The organism is Opacimonas viscosa (genome assembly GCF_024199005.1).
GTDB classification, from domain to species: Bacteria; Pseudomonadota; Gammaproteobacteria; order Enterobacterales; family Alteromonadaceae; genus Opacimonas; species Opacimonas viscosa.
On sequence record NZ_JANATA010000022.1, the window covers coordinates 16,626 to 32,565 of the forward strand.

15 protein-coding genes are annotated in these 15,940 nt (G+C 42.1%); 5 read left to right on the plus strand and 10 right to left on the minus strand.

Features of this window, described 5'->3' with window-relative positions; all coding sequences use genetic code 11:
• Nucleotides 1–239: 239 nt before the first annotated feature.
• Nucleotides 240–1,085 (plus strand): crotonase/enoyl-CoA hydratase family protein, encoded by an 846-nt coding sequence (locus NLF92_RS10995; RefSeq protein WP_254101836.1) that lies wholly within the window; start codon nucleotides 240–242, stop codon nucleotides 1,083–1,085.
• Nucleotide 1,086: 1 nt separating this feature from the next.
• Here NLF92_RS10995 and NLF92_RS11000 read toward each other — a convergent pair whose 3' ends face one another.
• Genes NLF92_RS11000 through prmB form a run of 3 tightly spaced genes read right to left on the minus strand, consistent with a single transcriptional unit; the run spans nucleotide 1,087 to nucleotide 4,336 of the window.
• Complete coding sequence (locus NLF92_RS11000) at nucleotides 1,087–2,280, minus strand: MFS transporter (RefSeq protein ID WP_254101843.1); 1,194 nt, start codon at nucleotides 2,278–2,280, stop codon at nucleotides 1,087–1,089.
• Complete coding sequence (gene aroC, locus NLF92_RS11005) at nucleotides 2,270–3,367, minus strand: chorismate synthase (RefSeq protein WP_254101845.1); 1,098 nt, start codon at nucleotides 3,365–3,367, stop codon at nucleotides 2,270–2,272. Before aroC ends, NLF92_RS11000 begins: the two co-directional genes overlap by 11 nt.
• Complete coding sequence (gene prmB / locus NLF92_RS11010) at nucleotides 3,368–4,336, minus strand: 50S ribosomal protein L3 N(5)-glutamine methyltransferase (protein WP_254101849.1); 969 nt, start codon at nucleotides 4,334–4,336, stop codon at nucleotides 3,368–3,370. It abuts the gene before it with no gap.
• 97 nt (nucleotides 4,337–4,433) lie between these two features.
• On the opposite strand from prmB, the gene smrB reads away from it, so the two are divergent.
• A complete protein-coding gene (gene smrB, locus NLF92_RS11015; RefSeq protein ID WP_254101851.1) occupies nucleotides 4,434–4,991 on the plus strand; it encodes an endonuclease SmrB in 558 nt (185 codons plus the stop codon).
• Between the two features lie 102 nt (nucleotides 4,992–5,093).
• Here the strand turns inward: smrB and NLF92_RS11020 are convergent, their stop codons facing one another.
• The 3 genes from NLF92_RS11020 to gshA all read right to left on the minus strand — a co-directional run bounded on the left by NLF92_RS11020 (nucleotide 5,094) and on the right by gshA (nucleotide 8,044).
• Nucleotides 5,094–5,219 (minus strand): DUF3149 domain-containing protein, encoded by a 126-nt coding sequence (locus NLF92_RS11020; protein ID WP_254101853.1) that lies wholly within the window; start codon nucleotides 5,217–5,219, stop codon nucleotides 5,094–5,096.
• A gap of 197 nt (nucleotides 5,220–5,416) precedes the next feature.
• Nucleotides 5,417–6,055 carry a transglycosylase SLT domain-containing protein gene (locus NLF92_RS11025; protein WP_254101855.1) on the minus strand — a complete coding sequence of 213 codons (639 nt, stop codon included), beginning with the start codon at nucleotides 6,053–6,055 and terminating at the stop codon, nucleotides 5,417–5,419.
• A gap of 375 nt (nucleotides 6,056–6,430) precedes the next feature.
• Nucleotides 6,431–8,044 (minus strand): glutamate--cysteine ligase, encoded by a 1,614-nt coding sequence (gene gshA, locus NLF92_RS11030; protein WP_254101857.1) that lies wholly within the window; start codon nucleotides 8,042–8,044, stop codon nucleotides 6,431–6,433.
• A 300-nt stretch (nucleotides 8,045–8,344) separates the two neighbouring features.
• On the opposite strand from gshA, the gene NLF92_RS11035 reads away from it, so the two are divergent.
• Genes NLF92_RS11035 through NLF92_RS11045 form a run of 3 tightly spaced genes read left to right on the plus strand, consistent with a single transcriptional unit; the run spans nucleotide 8,345 to nucleotide 10,527 of the window.
• Nucleotides 8,345–8,893 carry an Hpt domain-containing protein gene (locus NLF92_RS11035; protein WP_254101859.1) on the plus strand — a complete coding sequence of 183 codons (549 nt, stop codon included), beginning with the start codon at nucleotides 8,345–8,347 and terminating at the stop codon, nucleotides 8,891–8,893.
• Between the two features lie 6 nt (nucleotides 8,894–8,899).
• The gene (locus NLF92_RS11040) at nucleotides 8,900–9,571 is read left to right on the plus strand and encodes a pseudouridine synthase (RefSeq protein ID WP_284700420.1); all 672 of its coding nucleotides are present in this window, start codon (nucleotides 8,900–8,902) and stop codon (nucleotides 9,569–9,571) included.
• An 8-nt stretch (nucleotides 9,572–9,579) separates the two neighbouring features.
• Nucleotides 9,580–10,527, plus strand: a complete 948-nt coding sequence (locus tag NLF92_RS11045; protein ID WP_254101869.1) for a ketopantoate reductase family protein — start codon at nucleotides 9,580–9,582, stop codon at nucleotides 10,525–10,527.
• Between the two features lie 76 nt (nucleotides 10,528–10,603).
• On the opposite strand, the gene lysS is transcribed toward NLF92_RS11045, so the two are convergent.
• From lysS to argS, 4 genes are all read right to left on the minus strand, one after another.
• Nucleotides 10,604–12,154 (minus strand): lysine--tRNA ligase, encoded by a 1,551-nt coding sequence (gene lysS, locus NLF92_RS11050; RefSeq protein ID WP_254101870.1) that lies wholly within the window; start codon nucleotides 12,152–12,154, stop codon nucleotides 10,604–10,606.
• A gap of 23 nt (nucleotides 12,155–12,177) precedes the next feature.
• Nucleotides 12,178–13,276 (minus strand): peptide chain release factor 2 gene (gene prfB / locus NLF92_RS11055; protein ID WP_254101872.1). Its coding sequence is split into 2 segments (ribosomal slippage): nucleotides 12,178–13,200 and nucleotides 13,202–13,276, totalling 1,098 coding nucleotides; the frame shifts between segments, so codons are not numbered across the junction.
• Between the two features lie 250 nt (nucleotides 13,277–13,526).
• On the minus strand, nucleotides 13,527–14,105 hold the full coding sequence (locus NLF92_RS11060; RefSeq protein ID WP_254101874.1) for an NADPH-dependent FMN reductase: 579 nt from the start codon (nucleotides 14,103–14,105) through the stop codon (nucleotides 13,527–13,529).
• A 61-nt stretch (nucleotides 14,106–14,166) separates the two neighbouring features.
• Complete coding sequence (gene argS / locus NLF92_RS11065; protein ID WP_254101876.1) at nucleotides 14,167–15,897, minus strand: arginine--tRNA ligase; 1,731 nt, start codon at nucleotides 15,895–15,897, stop codon at nucleotides 14,167–14,169.
• Nucleotides 15,898–15,940 lie beyond the last annotated feature (43 nt).

Below are 15,940 nucleotides of genomic sequence, written 5' to 3' on the forward strand. Positions count from 1 at the left end.
GTTTGTCTGTATCGTGGCTATAATAATTATACTGAAGGTATTACAAGAGTTTGTAATATGTAGTTAGCAGATCATGTTAAAGTTTTACAAGAAATTAGACAGTAGACACAGCTGTGTCTACTGTTTTTTAAATTTAGAAAAGTAATTATTTATAAAGTTAATAAATATATATTCATTGTGTCGCTTGGTTTACTTTGAGTTTTTATATTAGACTCATTAATTAAACAATAGGATTTACCATGTCGACTCATTCTTTTGCTCATCTTGAGACTCTCAGCGTCTCTATCGACCAAAAAATTGCCCATATCGAGCTATCTCGACCCGCAGAATTAAACTCAATGAATCATGCTTTTTGGCAAGAGTTGCCAGAGACTGTTCACCACATTGACGACTATAGTTTGGCCAGAGTGATTGTCATTTCCGCGCAAGGTAAGCATTTTAGTGCAGGCTTGGATTTAGAAGTATTACACAATTTAGATAAGCACTACACCGGTGAACCTGCCCGTCGAGCCGAGAAAGTTAGACGCATGGTGTTGGGACTCCAGGAAAGTTTCACCGCGCTAGAAGAGATCCGTATCCCTATTCTAGTTGCTGTGCATGGTGGCGTGATTGGCGGAGCTATTGATATGATCTGTGCCTGTGATTGTCGCTATGCAACGCAAGATAGTTTTTTTACCATCAAAGAAACGCAATTGGGATTAGCTGCGGATGTAGGCACCCTACAGCGTTTACCCAAACTTATGTCGCCAGGTTTCGTTAGAGAATTAACGTATACCGGCAGAAACTTCACCCCTAAAGAAGCATTACAGCACGGCTTTATCAATGGTATTTACACAGACAAAGAGGCTATGTTAGACGATGTAATGCGTATTGCTGCACAAATAGCGGCGAACTCTCCAGTAGCTGTCACAGGCAGTAAAGCCATGTTAAATTATGCACGTGACCACACCGTTGCCGATAGTCTCAATTACATGGCAACATGGCAATCTGGGATGTTGCAGATGCCGGATATTCAAACGGCGTTACATGCAGAAAAAACTAAAACGCCACCTGTATATGCGGAACTCCATCCTAAAAAAGACTAAGTCATTTTGCTGGGCTTTGTAACAAAGGATGCTTGGCAAATAACAGTATCGCACCGGCTAGTAAAGCAATGCCCATAGACAAGCTAAAGGTAAATTGGGCCCCTGCGCCTTGATCCCAATATACCCCACTCAAATAACTCCCTGCCGCACCGCCAATACCAAATGCGACACTGACGTAAATGGCTTGCCCTTGTGCTTGAAATGATTTGGCAAAATAACGATGGATAAAGCTTATGGAAGCACAATGTGTCAAACCAAAACTAAACGCATGTAAGAGTTGGGAAATGACAACCAACACAGCTGATTCTGCCCAGTATGCCAGTAAATACCAGCGCAATGCAGTCAACATCATACTGATAATCAACATACTATTTAATGAATAGCGCTGTAACAATCGCCCAGCAACAACAAACATACCGATTTCAGCTATGACAGCTAGAGCGATTAGCCAACCAGTTTGTGTGCCGGTATAACCTAAATCTTCGGTATACAAAGCAAAGAAGGTATAAAACGGTCCAAAAGAAAATTGTAATAATAGTGCACTGAGGATAAATAGCACAAAAGGGGTACTGCGGGCTAATTGCCATTGGGCTTTGTTGTGTGCAGATTGGTCAGTATGCTCAATCGGGTGTTCTGGTGCGGTTATCAAACAGGTCATCACAAATAGTGCAAACAACACTAGCGTCATCGCATAGAGGATGACTTCTGTTGAAGTCACATCGAGTAGAGCCCCCAATATGATACTTAACACAATAAACCCAATACTGCCCCACATTCTGAGGTTAGCATAACCTTGGGCATTACCTTGACAACAATCCATGGCGACCACTTCGAGCTGTGGCAAGATGGCAGTCCAAAACATCATCATTAGGCCTAATGCTAGGGTAACTGCCCAAAAACCATAAAAATAGTAAGCGAGAAACGTGCAAATAAAGCCTAAGATCGCTCCCAGTCGCATGATAAACAAACCGGGTTTACAATAATTGGCTAGCACTGACCAAATATTAGGTCCGATAATACGGGCAACCGTTATGTAGGCAAGGATTTGGCCAATTTGCTCAGAAGAGTAACCTCTACCATCCAAAAAGACACCGATATAGGGGACTAACACACCCAGCTGACCGTAGTAAAAAAAATAGGTCAGCCCGAGTAATATTAGATTGGTTTTACTTGATGGTAAAACGTTAAATGGCACCAGGGATCACTGGTGTCGAGGATTGGACGTTGGCGTTTTGAGCACGATGGCGTAACAAATGATCCATGATAACTAGAGCAGCCATTGCTTCAGCAATCGGTACAGCACGGATCCCAACACATGGGTCATGACGACCTTTAGTAATAACATCAGTCGTTTTACCCTCAGTGGTAATCGTTTCTCCAGGAACGGTTATACTTGAAGTCGGCTTAAGCGCCATATGCACTATCACGTCCTGCCCGGTAGAAATGCCACCTAAAACGCCACCAGAGTGGTTTGAAGCAAAGCCTTCCGGCGTCAATGTATCTCTATGCTCACTGCCTTTTTGCTCAATCACCGAGAAACCGTCACCGACTTCAACACCTTTGACCGCATTAATCCCCATCATAGCATGTGCTAAGTCTGCATCTAGACGATCAAATACTGGCTCACCAAGACCTACTGGCATATTGGTAATTTGCACAGAAACCTTAGCCCCAATCGAGTCTCCTGATTTTTTCAAATCACGCATATATTCATCTAATGCTGCTAATTTATCAGGATCAGGACAGAAGAATGGGTTTGTATTCGTCACGCTATGATCAATCGTTTCAGCTTTGATGGGCCCTAGTTGGGACAAGTAACCTAGCACTTCAATACCAAATTCTTGTTTTAAATATTTCTTGGCGACCCCACCGGCAGCAACACGCACAGCCGTTTCTCTAGCGGAGCTTCGACCTCCCCCACGGTAATCACGTGTACCGTATTTTTGTTGGTAGGTATAATCCGCATGGCCTGGGCGGAAACGGTCTGCAATTTTGGAGTAATCTTGGCTGCGTTGGTCTTTGTTTTTGATCAGCAAGCCGATACTGGTTCCAGTAGTCACACCATCGAAAACACCTGATAAAATTTGTACTTCATCATCTTCACGACGGGCTGTCGTATAACGCGAGGTACCTGGTTTGCGACGATCTAAATCAATTTGCAGATCGGCTTCGGTTAAGGCTAAACCTGGAGGACAACCGTCAATGATACCACCAATCGCAATGCCATGGCTTTCACCGAATGTTGTTACTGAGAAAATCTTTCCAAATGTATTACCTGACACCTATTTCACCTTTTGTGCTTGCCAGTAATCAACCAGTGTTTGTTTTGCTACGGCAAACACGCCTTGACCACCTAATTCAAAATCAATCCACTGAACATCTAAACCGGGAAAACGATGTGGCATATGTACAGATGAATTACCAACTTCAACAAATAACCAACCATTATCTGTTAAGTGTTCTGGAGCTTGTTGTAAGATAGTTTCGACAATATCCAGACCATCATGACCTGCGGCCAAAGCCAAAGCAGGTTCATGTAAAAATTCTTGAGGTAAATCCCCCATGTCTTCGGCATCTACATACGGTGGATTCGAGACAATCAGATCGTATTGTTGCCCAATCACGCCTGAAAACACATCTGATGAGACAGCAAAGACACGTTCTTCCAAGCCATGCTCAACAATATTGATTCGCGCGACATCTAGTGCATCTTCACTAATATCTAAAGCGTCAACTTGGGCATACTCAAAAGCATGAGCTAACGCAATCGCAATACAGCCGCCTCCTGTGCATAAATCCATGATGAGCTGTGGCGGTTGAGTCAACCACTCAGCAAAGCGGTCATGAATGAGCTCAGCAAATGGTGAACGCGGAATTAATACCCGATGATCAACATAAAATGGATAGCCCGCAAACCACGCTTGATTGGTTAAATATGGCAGTGGTTCATTGGATATAATACGCTGCATGAGCATTGCAAAAATACGTTGTTTTTCAACCCGAGTGAGCTGTGCAGAAAACAAAGCATCAGAGGTTTTTTGGGCCATATCTGGCGGCAAAGCAACACAATACAGCACCAAGACAATGGCTTCATCCCAGGCATTATCAGTACCATGACCAAAAAACACGTCAGCTTCATTCATACGCGAAGCACAAAAGCGTACCCAATCCAATAAACTGGTTAAAGCATCTAAGCTATCGTCGTAGGTTTCAGGCAACGCGGAAGGCGTCTCAGGCAGAAGGGTAGTCATTTACTTGGCAGTCATTATATGGCTATTTTTAATATGGTGTTATAATACCTAAAACACTATCTGGTTACATGTCTTTTTGGCTTAATTCTGGAAAACTATGAAAAAAACAGATGATAAATATACAAATACAGATGAGAACGCATCTTTTGCGGGCTTATTTAGTGACGTTAAGCCATTGCAACAAGATAAAATCATTCCGCCAAAACCGCACAAAGTAAAAATGGTCCTGGCGCCAAGCCTGGCTGACAAAGAAAAAAAACAAGCCGCAGCTTTTGCCTTTTCGGATGGGTACCAAGCATACTTTAATCCAGATGAACCCTTGTTTTGGCACCGCGGAGATAAAGCAGAAAGTTCACAAATCAAGCATCTGCGCAAAGGTAACTTCCCACCTGATATTGAATGTGACTTACATGGTTTAACCCTTGCTGATGCTCAAGGAGAAATTGCCGATTTACTATTTACAGCCAAACGTGAAAATTGCCTTTGTGTGAAAATCTTACACGGCCATGGTACTGGTAGGCTAAAACAAGCCATTCCAAACTGGCTAGTCCAACATCCTGATATCGTAGGTTTTTGTCAGGCTCCCAAGGGGGATGGTGGAAGTGCCGCTATCTTAGTCCTAATGGATATCCCTGAAGAACTCATACGACGTTAGCGCAAAACCTTTAAGCCAGACCTAGAGGATTATGGGCTTTTCTGGTTTATGTCTATGCGCTATGGTCTTGTGTGGGTGCGCTATAGTTTTGTGCCAGTGCGCTTATTTGCTTTCATCGGCACTGTTATGAATAAACATATATGCGTAGTAAGCACACATAACTACTATAATAAAAATGCCTAGCACACTGCCCCATGCCACTGGATCTGTTAATAATAAATCAATCATAAGTCACCTCTAAAATTTACTGTATTAATTTACTGTATTGCGCTCATCAATCAGTGAAGACACTGACTATCGAACCTTTATGCAGTAAATATAGCCTTAGAGCAGGGCATCAGATTTGATCTGGATCAACGAAAAAAAATGATAGAGACGCTGTGCTAAATTGTCTTGATGTAGATCAACAAATCTTCTGTGTTAGTTTAGAAAAATCCAAAAAACCAACCGGAATCTAGTTCATCTTCACACGTTTTGAGTTGTTGGGCATATTTTAAGGAACGCTGTTTCACTTTTGCTGCGACTTTAACCAACCAACCTTTTTTAAGGTAAGTTTTGCGTTTATAGCCTCCCCATCCCTCATGGTAATTTAAGTATTGTTGATAAGCATCCCACTTGGATACACCATTAATTTTGGCTGATTTACTAATAAACCACCCCATAAAATCAATCGCATCATCAAAATCATCTCTATCAGCACCAGAGTTACCAGACTCTCGAATATAATCGGACCAAGTAGGTGTTTTCGCTTGAGAAAAACCATAAGCAGAAGACACTCTGCCCCATGGAATTAACCCAAAGAAAATATAATCTTTGGGCGGCAGAGCTTTAGCTTTAAAAGAACTTTCTTGATACATGATGGCCATAGGCACATGAATGGGCACTCCCCAGCTATCTCGCATCTGCACAGCAGCGTCATACCAATCGTCTTTTTCAAAGAAAATTTCACATAAATTATCTGGATTTTTCGGCGGCGTGCTCGTACAAGCCCCGAGGAATAAGACACAGACGATGGTCAGAAAAATAATCTGAATTTTTTTATATGTATGGGGAACTTTAATCATTAATCCTGCTCTATTATTGTGTAGTATGTGTTTTCCCTGAAATAATCTTTACCTGGCTTATCTTTTAATTAAGACGCCAGGTTTTTTTTGCCCTAATATTTTCTGTGCCCTAATTTTATCTTTAATATTTTTAGGGTAAACCATTTCATCAATAATCATTGAGTAACAATCATCGTATAAAAATCATCTTATAAAAATCATTTTTTATTGAACTAATCACCAACTACCTACTCTATCAATATGTAGTATGTGTTTTCCTAAAATGTTTACCTGGCTTATCTTTTCACTAAGACGCCAGGTTTTTTTTATCTGCTATTTTAAAACCACCACAATAACGCTTTTTTGCATCACATTGTGCTAGTTTGCAATACCATGCTAATACTTAAAATAATTCGCCAAAAATTCCGAGAATGGTAATGTATCATTCGCTTCAATCTCAGCTTGGGCACGAATAGATTCTTCTGCCGCCGTTATAAAATAGTCTGAATTAAATACTGCATATGCCCGACTCTTTGACGCGTCTTTATGTTGTCTCGCGACTTCCTTCCCGTATAAGCTGTTGTCGAGGTTTTCAGCGAGCATTTTAGCTAACATTTTGCCTGATGGAGTTAGGTCACTATTGTGCACTTTTTCCCATTCAGCCAGAACCGCTTCACTATAAGCAGTAGTTTGGTTCGCACTATCTAACAGTTTGGCGACTTTTTGAATATCACTGAATAAATCGTGCGCCCACTGAGTCAACAAAACGCAATCTGAGCCATTTTTCAGTAACAGTGCCGGGTCACGCCCTTGGATCACTGTCAGATTCAAGTTATCTTCGGTTTGGTCATAGTCAGCACGAGACATTTCTGGAGAAGGTTGTAACAAACAATACAATAGATAAGCATCTAAAAAGCGGATTTGCTGTTCATTGACACCAATTTTAGAAAACGGGTCAAGGTCTAACGCACGCACTTCTATATAAGCAACACCACGTTCCGCAAGGGCCTGAGAAGGTTTTTCTCCACTTTTAGCAATTTGTTTGGGACGAATAGGTGAATACAACTCGTTTTCTATTTGTAAGATATTTTTATTGAGCTGGTCAAACACACCATTCTCACCAGAGGCAATATCTTGATACAAATCAGAGGGGGTTTCTATCGCCTCTCGGACGCCTTTAATATACGTTTCAAGATTGTTATAGCAAACATTCAAAGAGGATTGAGCCGCATTCGTATAGCCTAAATCAGACATCCGTAAAGAAGTAGCATAGGGTAAATACAATGTCCCTTTACCTAATTTTTTAAACGGTAAAGTGCTTTGTTGATCTTGGAGAAACGACTGACAAATAGCCGGTGATGCACCAAATAAATAAGGAATTAACCAACATGTGCGACGATAATTGCGGATCATTGCGAAATATTCGGCGGAAATGGTATCTTGTGAATACGTTAGATTTTGGGAGCGACACCAACTCTGCCAAAACTGTTCTGGTAAAGAAAAGTTAAAATGTACACCTGCGATGACCTGCATCATACTTCCATAGCGATGTTTTAACCCAACCCGATACACATGTTTCATTTGGCCAATATTTGACGTACCGTATTCGGCCAAACGAATATCGTCTTCTGTCCCCACAAAACACGGCATAGAAAACGGCCATAAATATTCATCACCTAGCGTTTGCAAAGTAAAAGTATGGATGTCATCCAGTTGCTTTATAGTCAGAGAAATATCATTACTCGGCGGTGTAATAAACTCTAACAAAGACTCTGCATAATCTGTTGTGATTAAGGAATGCGTGAGTGTTGCACCTAGCTCGATAGGATGTGTATCTTGGGAAAGAAGACCTTCAGGGGATACGCGCAGACATTCTCGTTCGATCCCGTGTTGGATATCTGAAAGTGCAAAAGCGTCTAAAGATTGGTTAAGATCAGTCAGCCTTGTTTCAAAAGCAGCAGTACCTGTATTCAATGTAGAGTCCATCAGATGATTTATAGTCTGGATCATAACGCACTATGAAGAAAATTACCTTGGTTGTGATAAAATAAAAGTGGTTATTTGGGAGATATTAGCTACTATTACCCTATCGACATTCCAACTCTTTAAATAAATGTGTTGTTTGTAATGTTCTCAACAAATGTATTTTATTTTGATGTATGGCTAGGCAGTTATATTTATTTAAAAAATACATTTAAATCATAAAAGCCTAAGTATTCTACAAGATAGAATACAAGACATACCAGACACTGAACGGATATGTCTTACATCGCAATGTTCAGGTACTTCATCTATAGAATTGGTTGTAAAATGGAAATTTTTAATTCAGAGTTCGGCTTAAATCAGCTTAATCAAAATCATGAATTGTTATGTCGCTTGCTAACAAAATTTATTGATGATTATCAAAGTGCACAGTCCAAATTGCTCGATATGTTGGAACAGCGACAATGGGATTCTGCCGTCTTACTCATTCATACCATTAAGGGTATTAGTGGTAACTTAGGACTGGAAGCGTTATACGACGCAAGTAAAGCTTTAGAAGAAGCCGCCAAAGCTCAGACGCTAACTGAACAGCAGTTAAAAGACTTAGGTAATTTGATCGCCCAGACCATAAAAGAAGTAAACCATTTTATTAACACTGAAGTGGCGCCCCAAACGGTTTATGAACTAAATGCCAACAAAGCAGATACCGTTGCCTCACTGATCAGTGTACTCGAAAAAAACCAGTTTGTACCCAGTGATAAACTCGCTAGTTATATGCAAAATATTGACATAAGCCAGTCTGAAAAAGACGATTTACTTGTTTACATTCAACAATTAAACTACGAGGATGCTCTCGATATATTACGCAAGATCTAAGCTTCTATGCAGTATGACATTTTGTACGACCATTGTGACTTTGTCATTATTCACAAACCCAGAGGTGTAACCATGCACCAAAGTTCACAGTCTGTATGTCCAGCGTTACTAGACCATGAACTTGCTCAACAGTATTTTATCGTGCATCGACTTGATGACCAGACTAGTGGTTGTTTGATACTCGCAAAATCAGCAGAGGCAGCTGAGCGTTTTCGAGTATTGTTTTCCTCTCATACCATCCAAAAAACATATATTGCGTTATCTGACCAAAAAGGCAAACGCAAAATGGGCTGGGTCAAAGGTGATATGGCAAATATCCGCAGTGGAATATGGGGATTAAAAAACACCCAGACGAACCCAGCAGTGAGTTATTTCATTAGACAAGGTTTAGGCAATGGACGTTATTTGTTTTGGGTGCGTCCGTTTTCCGGCAAAACGCATCAAATCCGAGTGGCACTCAAAAGCAATGGCAGCCCTATTCTTGGCGATACGGTTTATAAAGGGACATCTGCAGATCGATTATACTTGCATGCCTTTGCCCTAGAGTTTGACTACGATGGCACAAACATCCATGTTAGCGCCTCACCGAATTCAGGCACCGATTTTCATGCACTAGCTACAGCAACGGAATTTTTGCACTCGGACAATGTCTCATCCCTAGCCTGGCCTGCAGTATGAATCAGCACATGAACCAGCGCAATGCTGCACCGCATATTCATCTCATTGGCCAAGGGGTGATTAGCTCACTTATTGCGACCCATGCACTCCTCGCACAACGCCCTTTTACACAATATGTACGAACACAGCGCACCGCTCCGACCATGTATTGGTTATCGGGTGAAAACTACGCATTGCCCACGGCGACAGTGTTAAACCATGCAGTCGCTGGCACTAAACGCATGTCGGGGATCATCATCATTCCCACCAAAGCATATCAAGTTGCGAATGTTCTGACTGACCTACAAAACCTCATTGCCGACGATGCGGTCTTAGTATTGCTACACAATGGCTTAGGTACACATGAAACAGCACAAGCTTTGTTTCCCAAGCATACCATTTATGCCGCTACTACTAGTATGGCGGGCTATGCATTTACTACCACTACTGATACTTTGACCTGTATTCAGCACACAGCTTGGGGGCAAACCCAGATTGGTAACATTCAAAACGCTAGGTCAGCCAACGACTCAACACAGGACAATACACTCTCCTATTTGAGTACCATCATCCCTGAACTACACCACAAAACCTCTATATTAGAGGCCTTGTATACCAAGCTAGCAGTCAATGCAGTGATTAACCCTTTGACAGCCATACACAACATCAAAAACGGACGTTTGGCTGATTCAGAATATATGATGACGATGCAGGCAATCACACAAGAAATTGTCATGTTGGCCAAACACAAAAACCTGTCTTTAAGTTATACACAGATCTGGAACATCGTATTGGGGATCGTGCATGCTACTGGTGATAATTATTCATCCATGCACCAAGATATTACTCACGGTCGGCGTACAGAGGTGGATTTTATCAATGGTTTTGTCGTGCGTGAAGCACAAAAGATAGGGTTAAACGTGCCTGAAAATGAAAAACTCCTCAAGCATATTCATATCCTTGAGGAGCGTTTATAAGTATTTCATCAAGAACACCTAAGCTAGGATGCTCTTGATAGTCAATACATGTGGTTTCCCTATAGGGCATAAAACCTTATGCGTCGTTATCGCTTGGCACAGGTTTCATATGTGGGAACAAAATAACATCTTTGATCGTCGGGCTATCACTAAACAACATGACCAAGCGATCAATCCCAATACCTTCACCCGCTGTTGGTGGTAAACCATATTCAAGTGCGCGGATATAGTCGTCATCAAAGTGCATAGCTTCATCATCGCCCGCATCTTTTTCTTCAACCTGTTTCTTGAAGCGTGCGGCTTGGTCTTCTGAGTCATTTAACTCCGAGAAGCCATTGGCTAATTCACGTCCACCCACAAAAAATTCAAAACGGTCGGTGACAAATGGGTTGTCATCATTGCGTCGTGCCAAGGGTGATACTTCCCAAGGGTAAGCGGTAATAAAGGTAGGCTGGTCTAATTGCTCTTCCGCTGTCGCTTCAAAAATTTCACATAAATACTTACCTGGGCCCCAGATACCATCTACTTCTGGCTCTTTAATATGTAACTGCTTGGCCATCGCTTTGAGTTCTGGTAAATGATTTTCGGGATCATTAATCGCTGCGGCATTGGCTTCAGGCCAATATTTAAGTACCGCATCTCCCATCGTCAAGCGCTGGAACGGCTGGTCAAAATCGTAAGTCTTGGTTTCAACCACTTCACCATCTGAGTTTTTAATCGTATTCGTCACAATGTTTGTACCCAGTACTGACTGAGCTAAGTAACGCAACATCTCTTCGGTAAGATCCATCAAGTCATGATAATCAGCATAGGCTTGGTAGAACTCTAGCATCGTAAATTCAGGGTTATGACGCGTCGATAAACCTTCATTACGGAAGTTGCGGTTGATTTCAAACACACGCTCAAAACCGCCTACCACTAGACGTTTTAGATATAATTCAGGCGCAATACGCAAATACATATCGATATCTAAAGCATTGTGATGCGTGACAAAAGGTTTCGCCGATGCACCACCTGGAATGACTTGTAACATCGGTGTTTCAACTTCCATATACTTTCTTTCGGTCAAGAAGTTGCGAATACCGTTGACGATTTTAGAGCGCATAAAGAACGTTTCGCGGGTCTCTGGAGAGGTAATTAAATCGACATAACGTTGGCGATATTTGGTTTCTTGATCGCTCAAACCATGGAATTTCTCTGGTAAGGGACGCAAAGATTTCGTCAACAGGATATATTCATCCATATTCACATATAAATCACCTTTGCCTGACTTATGCAGTACACCTTTAACACCAATAATGTCGCCGATATCTAAGGTACCGTAGTTTTCCTTGATATCTTTTTGAGTGTTTTTATCTGCGTAACTTTGGATTTGTCCCGTCATATCTTGGAGTAATAAAAACGGACCACGTTTCGCCATAACTCGACCAGCAATCGCGACGACGGTACCTTGTTCAGCTAAAGCTGCTTTCTCTTCAGCGCCATATTGCTCTTGCAAGTCAGCTGCATAAGCTTCACGACGAAACTGATTAGGAAAACCATTCGCGCTACAATTTTCTCGTATTTGAGCTAATTTTGCACGACGCTCAGCAATGAGCTTGTTTTCATCTTGATGTTGGTCAGTCATGTTTATTCCTATCTATTTGCAGTCTAAAGCCCAGATTTTAAGCTGGCTTCTATAAATTTATCTAAATCACCATCTAAGACGGCTTGGGTATTTCGGTTTTCAACACCGGTACGTAAATCTTTGATACGGGAATCATCAAGTACATAAGAGCGTATCTGACTCCCCCACCCTATATCAGACTTGCTGTCTTCAAGAGCTTGTTTTTCTGCGTTTTGTTTTTGTAGTTCAAACTCATACAACTTCGCTTTGAGTTGTTTCATCGCTTGGTCTTTATTCTTATGCTGTGAACGGTCATTTTGACATTGCACGACTATATTGGTCGGCACGTGAGTAATTCGCACTGCCGAATCAGTTCGGTTGACGTGCTGACCACCGGCACCAGACGCACGGTAAGTATCAATCCGTAAGTCTGAAGGGTTAATATCAATATCGATATCATCATCTATTTCTGGATACACGAAGGCGGATGCAAATGAAGTATGACGGCGATTACCGGAATCAAACGGAGATTTGCGCACGAGGCGATGGACGCCTGTCTCGGTGCGTAACCAACCAAATGCATACTCACCTGATAACCGAATGGTAGCAGATTTGATCCCTGCGACATCACCATCTGAGACTTCTAGTAACTCTGTTTTAAAGCCATGCTCTTCACCCCAACGCAAATACATCCGCAATAGCATATTGGCCCAATCTTGAGCTTCCGTACCACCAGAACCAGATTGCAGGTCAATATAACAATCGTTGCTGTCATTAGGGCCTGAGAACATCCGACGAAACTCCAACACTTCGAGTTTTTTCGTCAGTTCCGCTAATTCAGATTGGGCTTCTTCAAGGGTTTCTTCATCTTCGGCTTCGACGGCTAGCTCCAATAACCCTTCGACGTCTTCAGTACCTTGATCAAGTACGAGAATCGTTTCGACAATCTGCTCTAGCGTATTTTTTTCTTTCCCTAAAGATTGTGCCTTTTCAGGATTATTCCAGACATCAGGATCTTCTAATTCACGGGAAACTTCTTCTAGACGTTCTTGCTTTGCAGCAAAGTCAAAGATACCCCCTAAGCGCTGTGGTACGCTCACGAATATCAGCAATCGCTAAAACGATAGGATTTATTTCAAACATGTCTTATGTCACGTCCTAAGTTCACTCGCTTATTCGATGATTGAGCAATTTTATTGCTATTGGTCGAGGAGAATAATGCCAGTGATTGAATTTCAAATAAGGGCGTGGATAGTACCTAATTTCGGGTAAAAATGGTAGTGCTTAATCTAGATAGTCTCTTTCGCTTGAGCTTAGTCCCAAGACACAAATCCCATGAGCCAAGAAGATTGACTCATGACACTGGAACCAATGAGCGCTGTCGTTCTAACGCTCAACTATTTTGTGAAAAACTGGCCGTAAATGCGGCAGCTAGTGCACCGTGTTTATGGCACTTCTCGATGGCCTTTTCATCAACTAAGTTTCCTGCTGCATCTAACAAAGTGGTAAATTTACCCAAGGTCAGTTGTGTCGCATGGACCGTCATACCTAATTGGGCCAAAAGTGTACGTGTCATTGCTAATCCACGCATCCCCCCAAGAGCGCCTGGTGAGGCAGCCATCAACACGGCACTTTTACCACGAAAAGCTGCCATCATCGGTTCATCTCCAGTGGCACGAGATGCCCAATCCAACGCGTTTTTCAACGCGGCAGTAAAACAACCGTTGTACTCTGGCGAAGCGAGCAGGATACCATCATGTGTGATCATGAGTTCTTTAAATGCCTGAGCTTGGGCAGGGATCCCCGAGTCGGCCTCAATGTCTTCACTAAACAATGGCGCAATATAATCATTTAATTCGACAACCGTTACTTCTGCGCCGGCTGACTCTGCTCCCTTTACGGCTTCTTTTAACGCCGTTTGGTTGTATGAACCTGCACGTAAAGAACCACTAAATGCTAATAATTTTGCCATATTGTACCCCTTTTGTTGTTTTTATAGGTTGTATGTTTGGTTGTATGTTTGGTTATTGTACTTACATCCGTTCCAAAGTATCAATGCCCAAGAGACTGAGTCCGTGTCCAAGCGTGTTGCCGGTTAAACGACACAACTGCAGACGGCTTTGTTTATCAGCTTCTGCTACATCTTCTTTGAGGATAGGACATGCTTCATAAAATTTCATGTACAAACTCGCCAACTCGTATAAATAAGTACATAACACATGTGGCGTTGCTTCAGTCACTACCGTTTCAATCGCTTCTTGGTATTGTAATAACTTAGTGGCTAATGCTTTTTCTTGGTCTGCGGCTATGTTGATTTCTGCTTGGGTATCAACGTCTGCTCCGGCTTTTACAAAGATACTTTGGATCCGCGTATAGGCATATTGCAGATAGGGGGCAGTATTCCCTTCAAAGCTCAACATAGTATCCCAATCAAAGATATAGTCCGTTGTTCTTGCTTTTGATAAATCGGCGTATTTGACTGCGCCAATCCCGATTTTTTGGGCCATTGTCGCTAGTTCATCCGCAGAAAAGTCATTGTCTCTTTGGTTTAACAAGGTCTGTGCTCGGTCAACCGCTTCATCGAGTAAATCGACTAATTTCACTGTACCACCGGTACGGGTTTTAAAGGGTTTGCCGTCTTTACCCAACATCATACCAAAAGGACAATGTTGATATTCTTCATCTGCACCAATGAAACCTGCTTTACGCGCAACAATTTCGGTTTGCTTAAAGTGTAAGGCTTGTCGTGCATCGGTAAAAATAAGAGTACGCTGAGCGTTTAATTGCTGCGAGCGGTAGCGAATTGCTGCTAAATCCGTCGTCGCATAGAGATACCCGCCACCTGATTTTTGGACAATATAAACGGCAGGTTTACCATTTTTATCCGCTAATTCATCTAAAAAGACCACTTGTGCGCCTTGATCTTCGACGGCAACACCTTGTTCTTTTAAGTCCGCAACGACATTCGCTAAATCGGCATTATAAGCACTCTCCCCCATAACATCTGAAGTTTGTAGGGACACATTCAACTTTTCATAAACATCCACGGAGTGTTGGATAGAGACATCAATAAAGTTTTGCCATAGGGCTAAGCACTCTGCATCACCACCCTGTAAACGCACTACATACTCTCGCGCACGTTCGGCAAATCCTTCTTCTTCATCAAAGCGCACTTTCGCTTGGCGATAAAAATCTTCTAAATCACTTAACGCGGTTTCTGCGACTTCGTTAGCAGCTAATTTGTCATTCAAATGCGCAAGTAGCATACCAAACTGCGTCCCCCAATCTCCCATGTGATTTTGTCGGATGACGTTATGCCCCATGAATTCAAGAGCTTTGACCACACCGTCACCAATGATAGTAGAACGCAAATGTCCAACGTGCATCTCTTTGGCTAAATTGGGTGCCGAGTAATCGACGACAATGTTTTGTGCAGGTTGAGGCGGTATATTCAAACGTGGATCGGCCAGAGATATTTGGCTTTGTTGCGCTAACCATTTGGGTGCTAAATGAATATTGATAAATCCTGGACCCGCAATTTCTAACTGCTCAGCCACATCATCTAACGCCACAGCATCCACTATCATTTGCGCAATATCACGTGGTGCTTTTTGGAGTTTTTTAGCTAGTCCCATCGCGCCATTGAATTGGTATTCACCACAACCTGGGCGAGTAGACTTGCTAACAGGAACAGGTGCGTCAGCGGCATCTAAACTCGCTAGAGCAGCTTGAAAACGAGCAATGAGTAAGTGTTGTATATTCATATAAAAAAATCCGGTGTTATTGTACGCGCGTCATTGTTTAAGG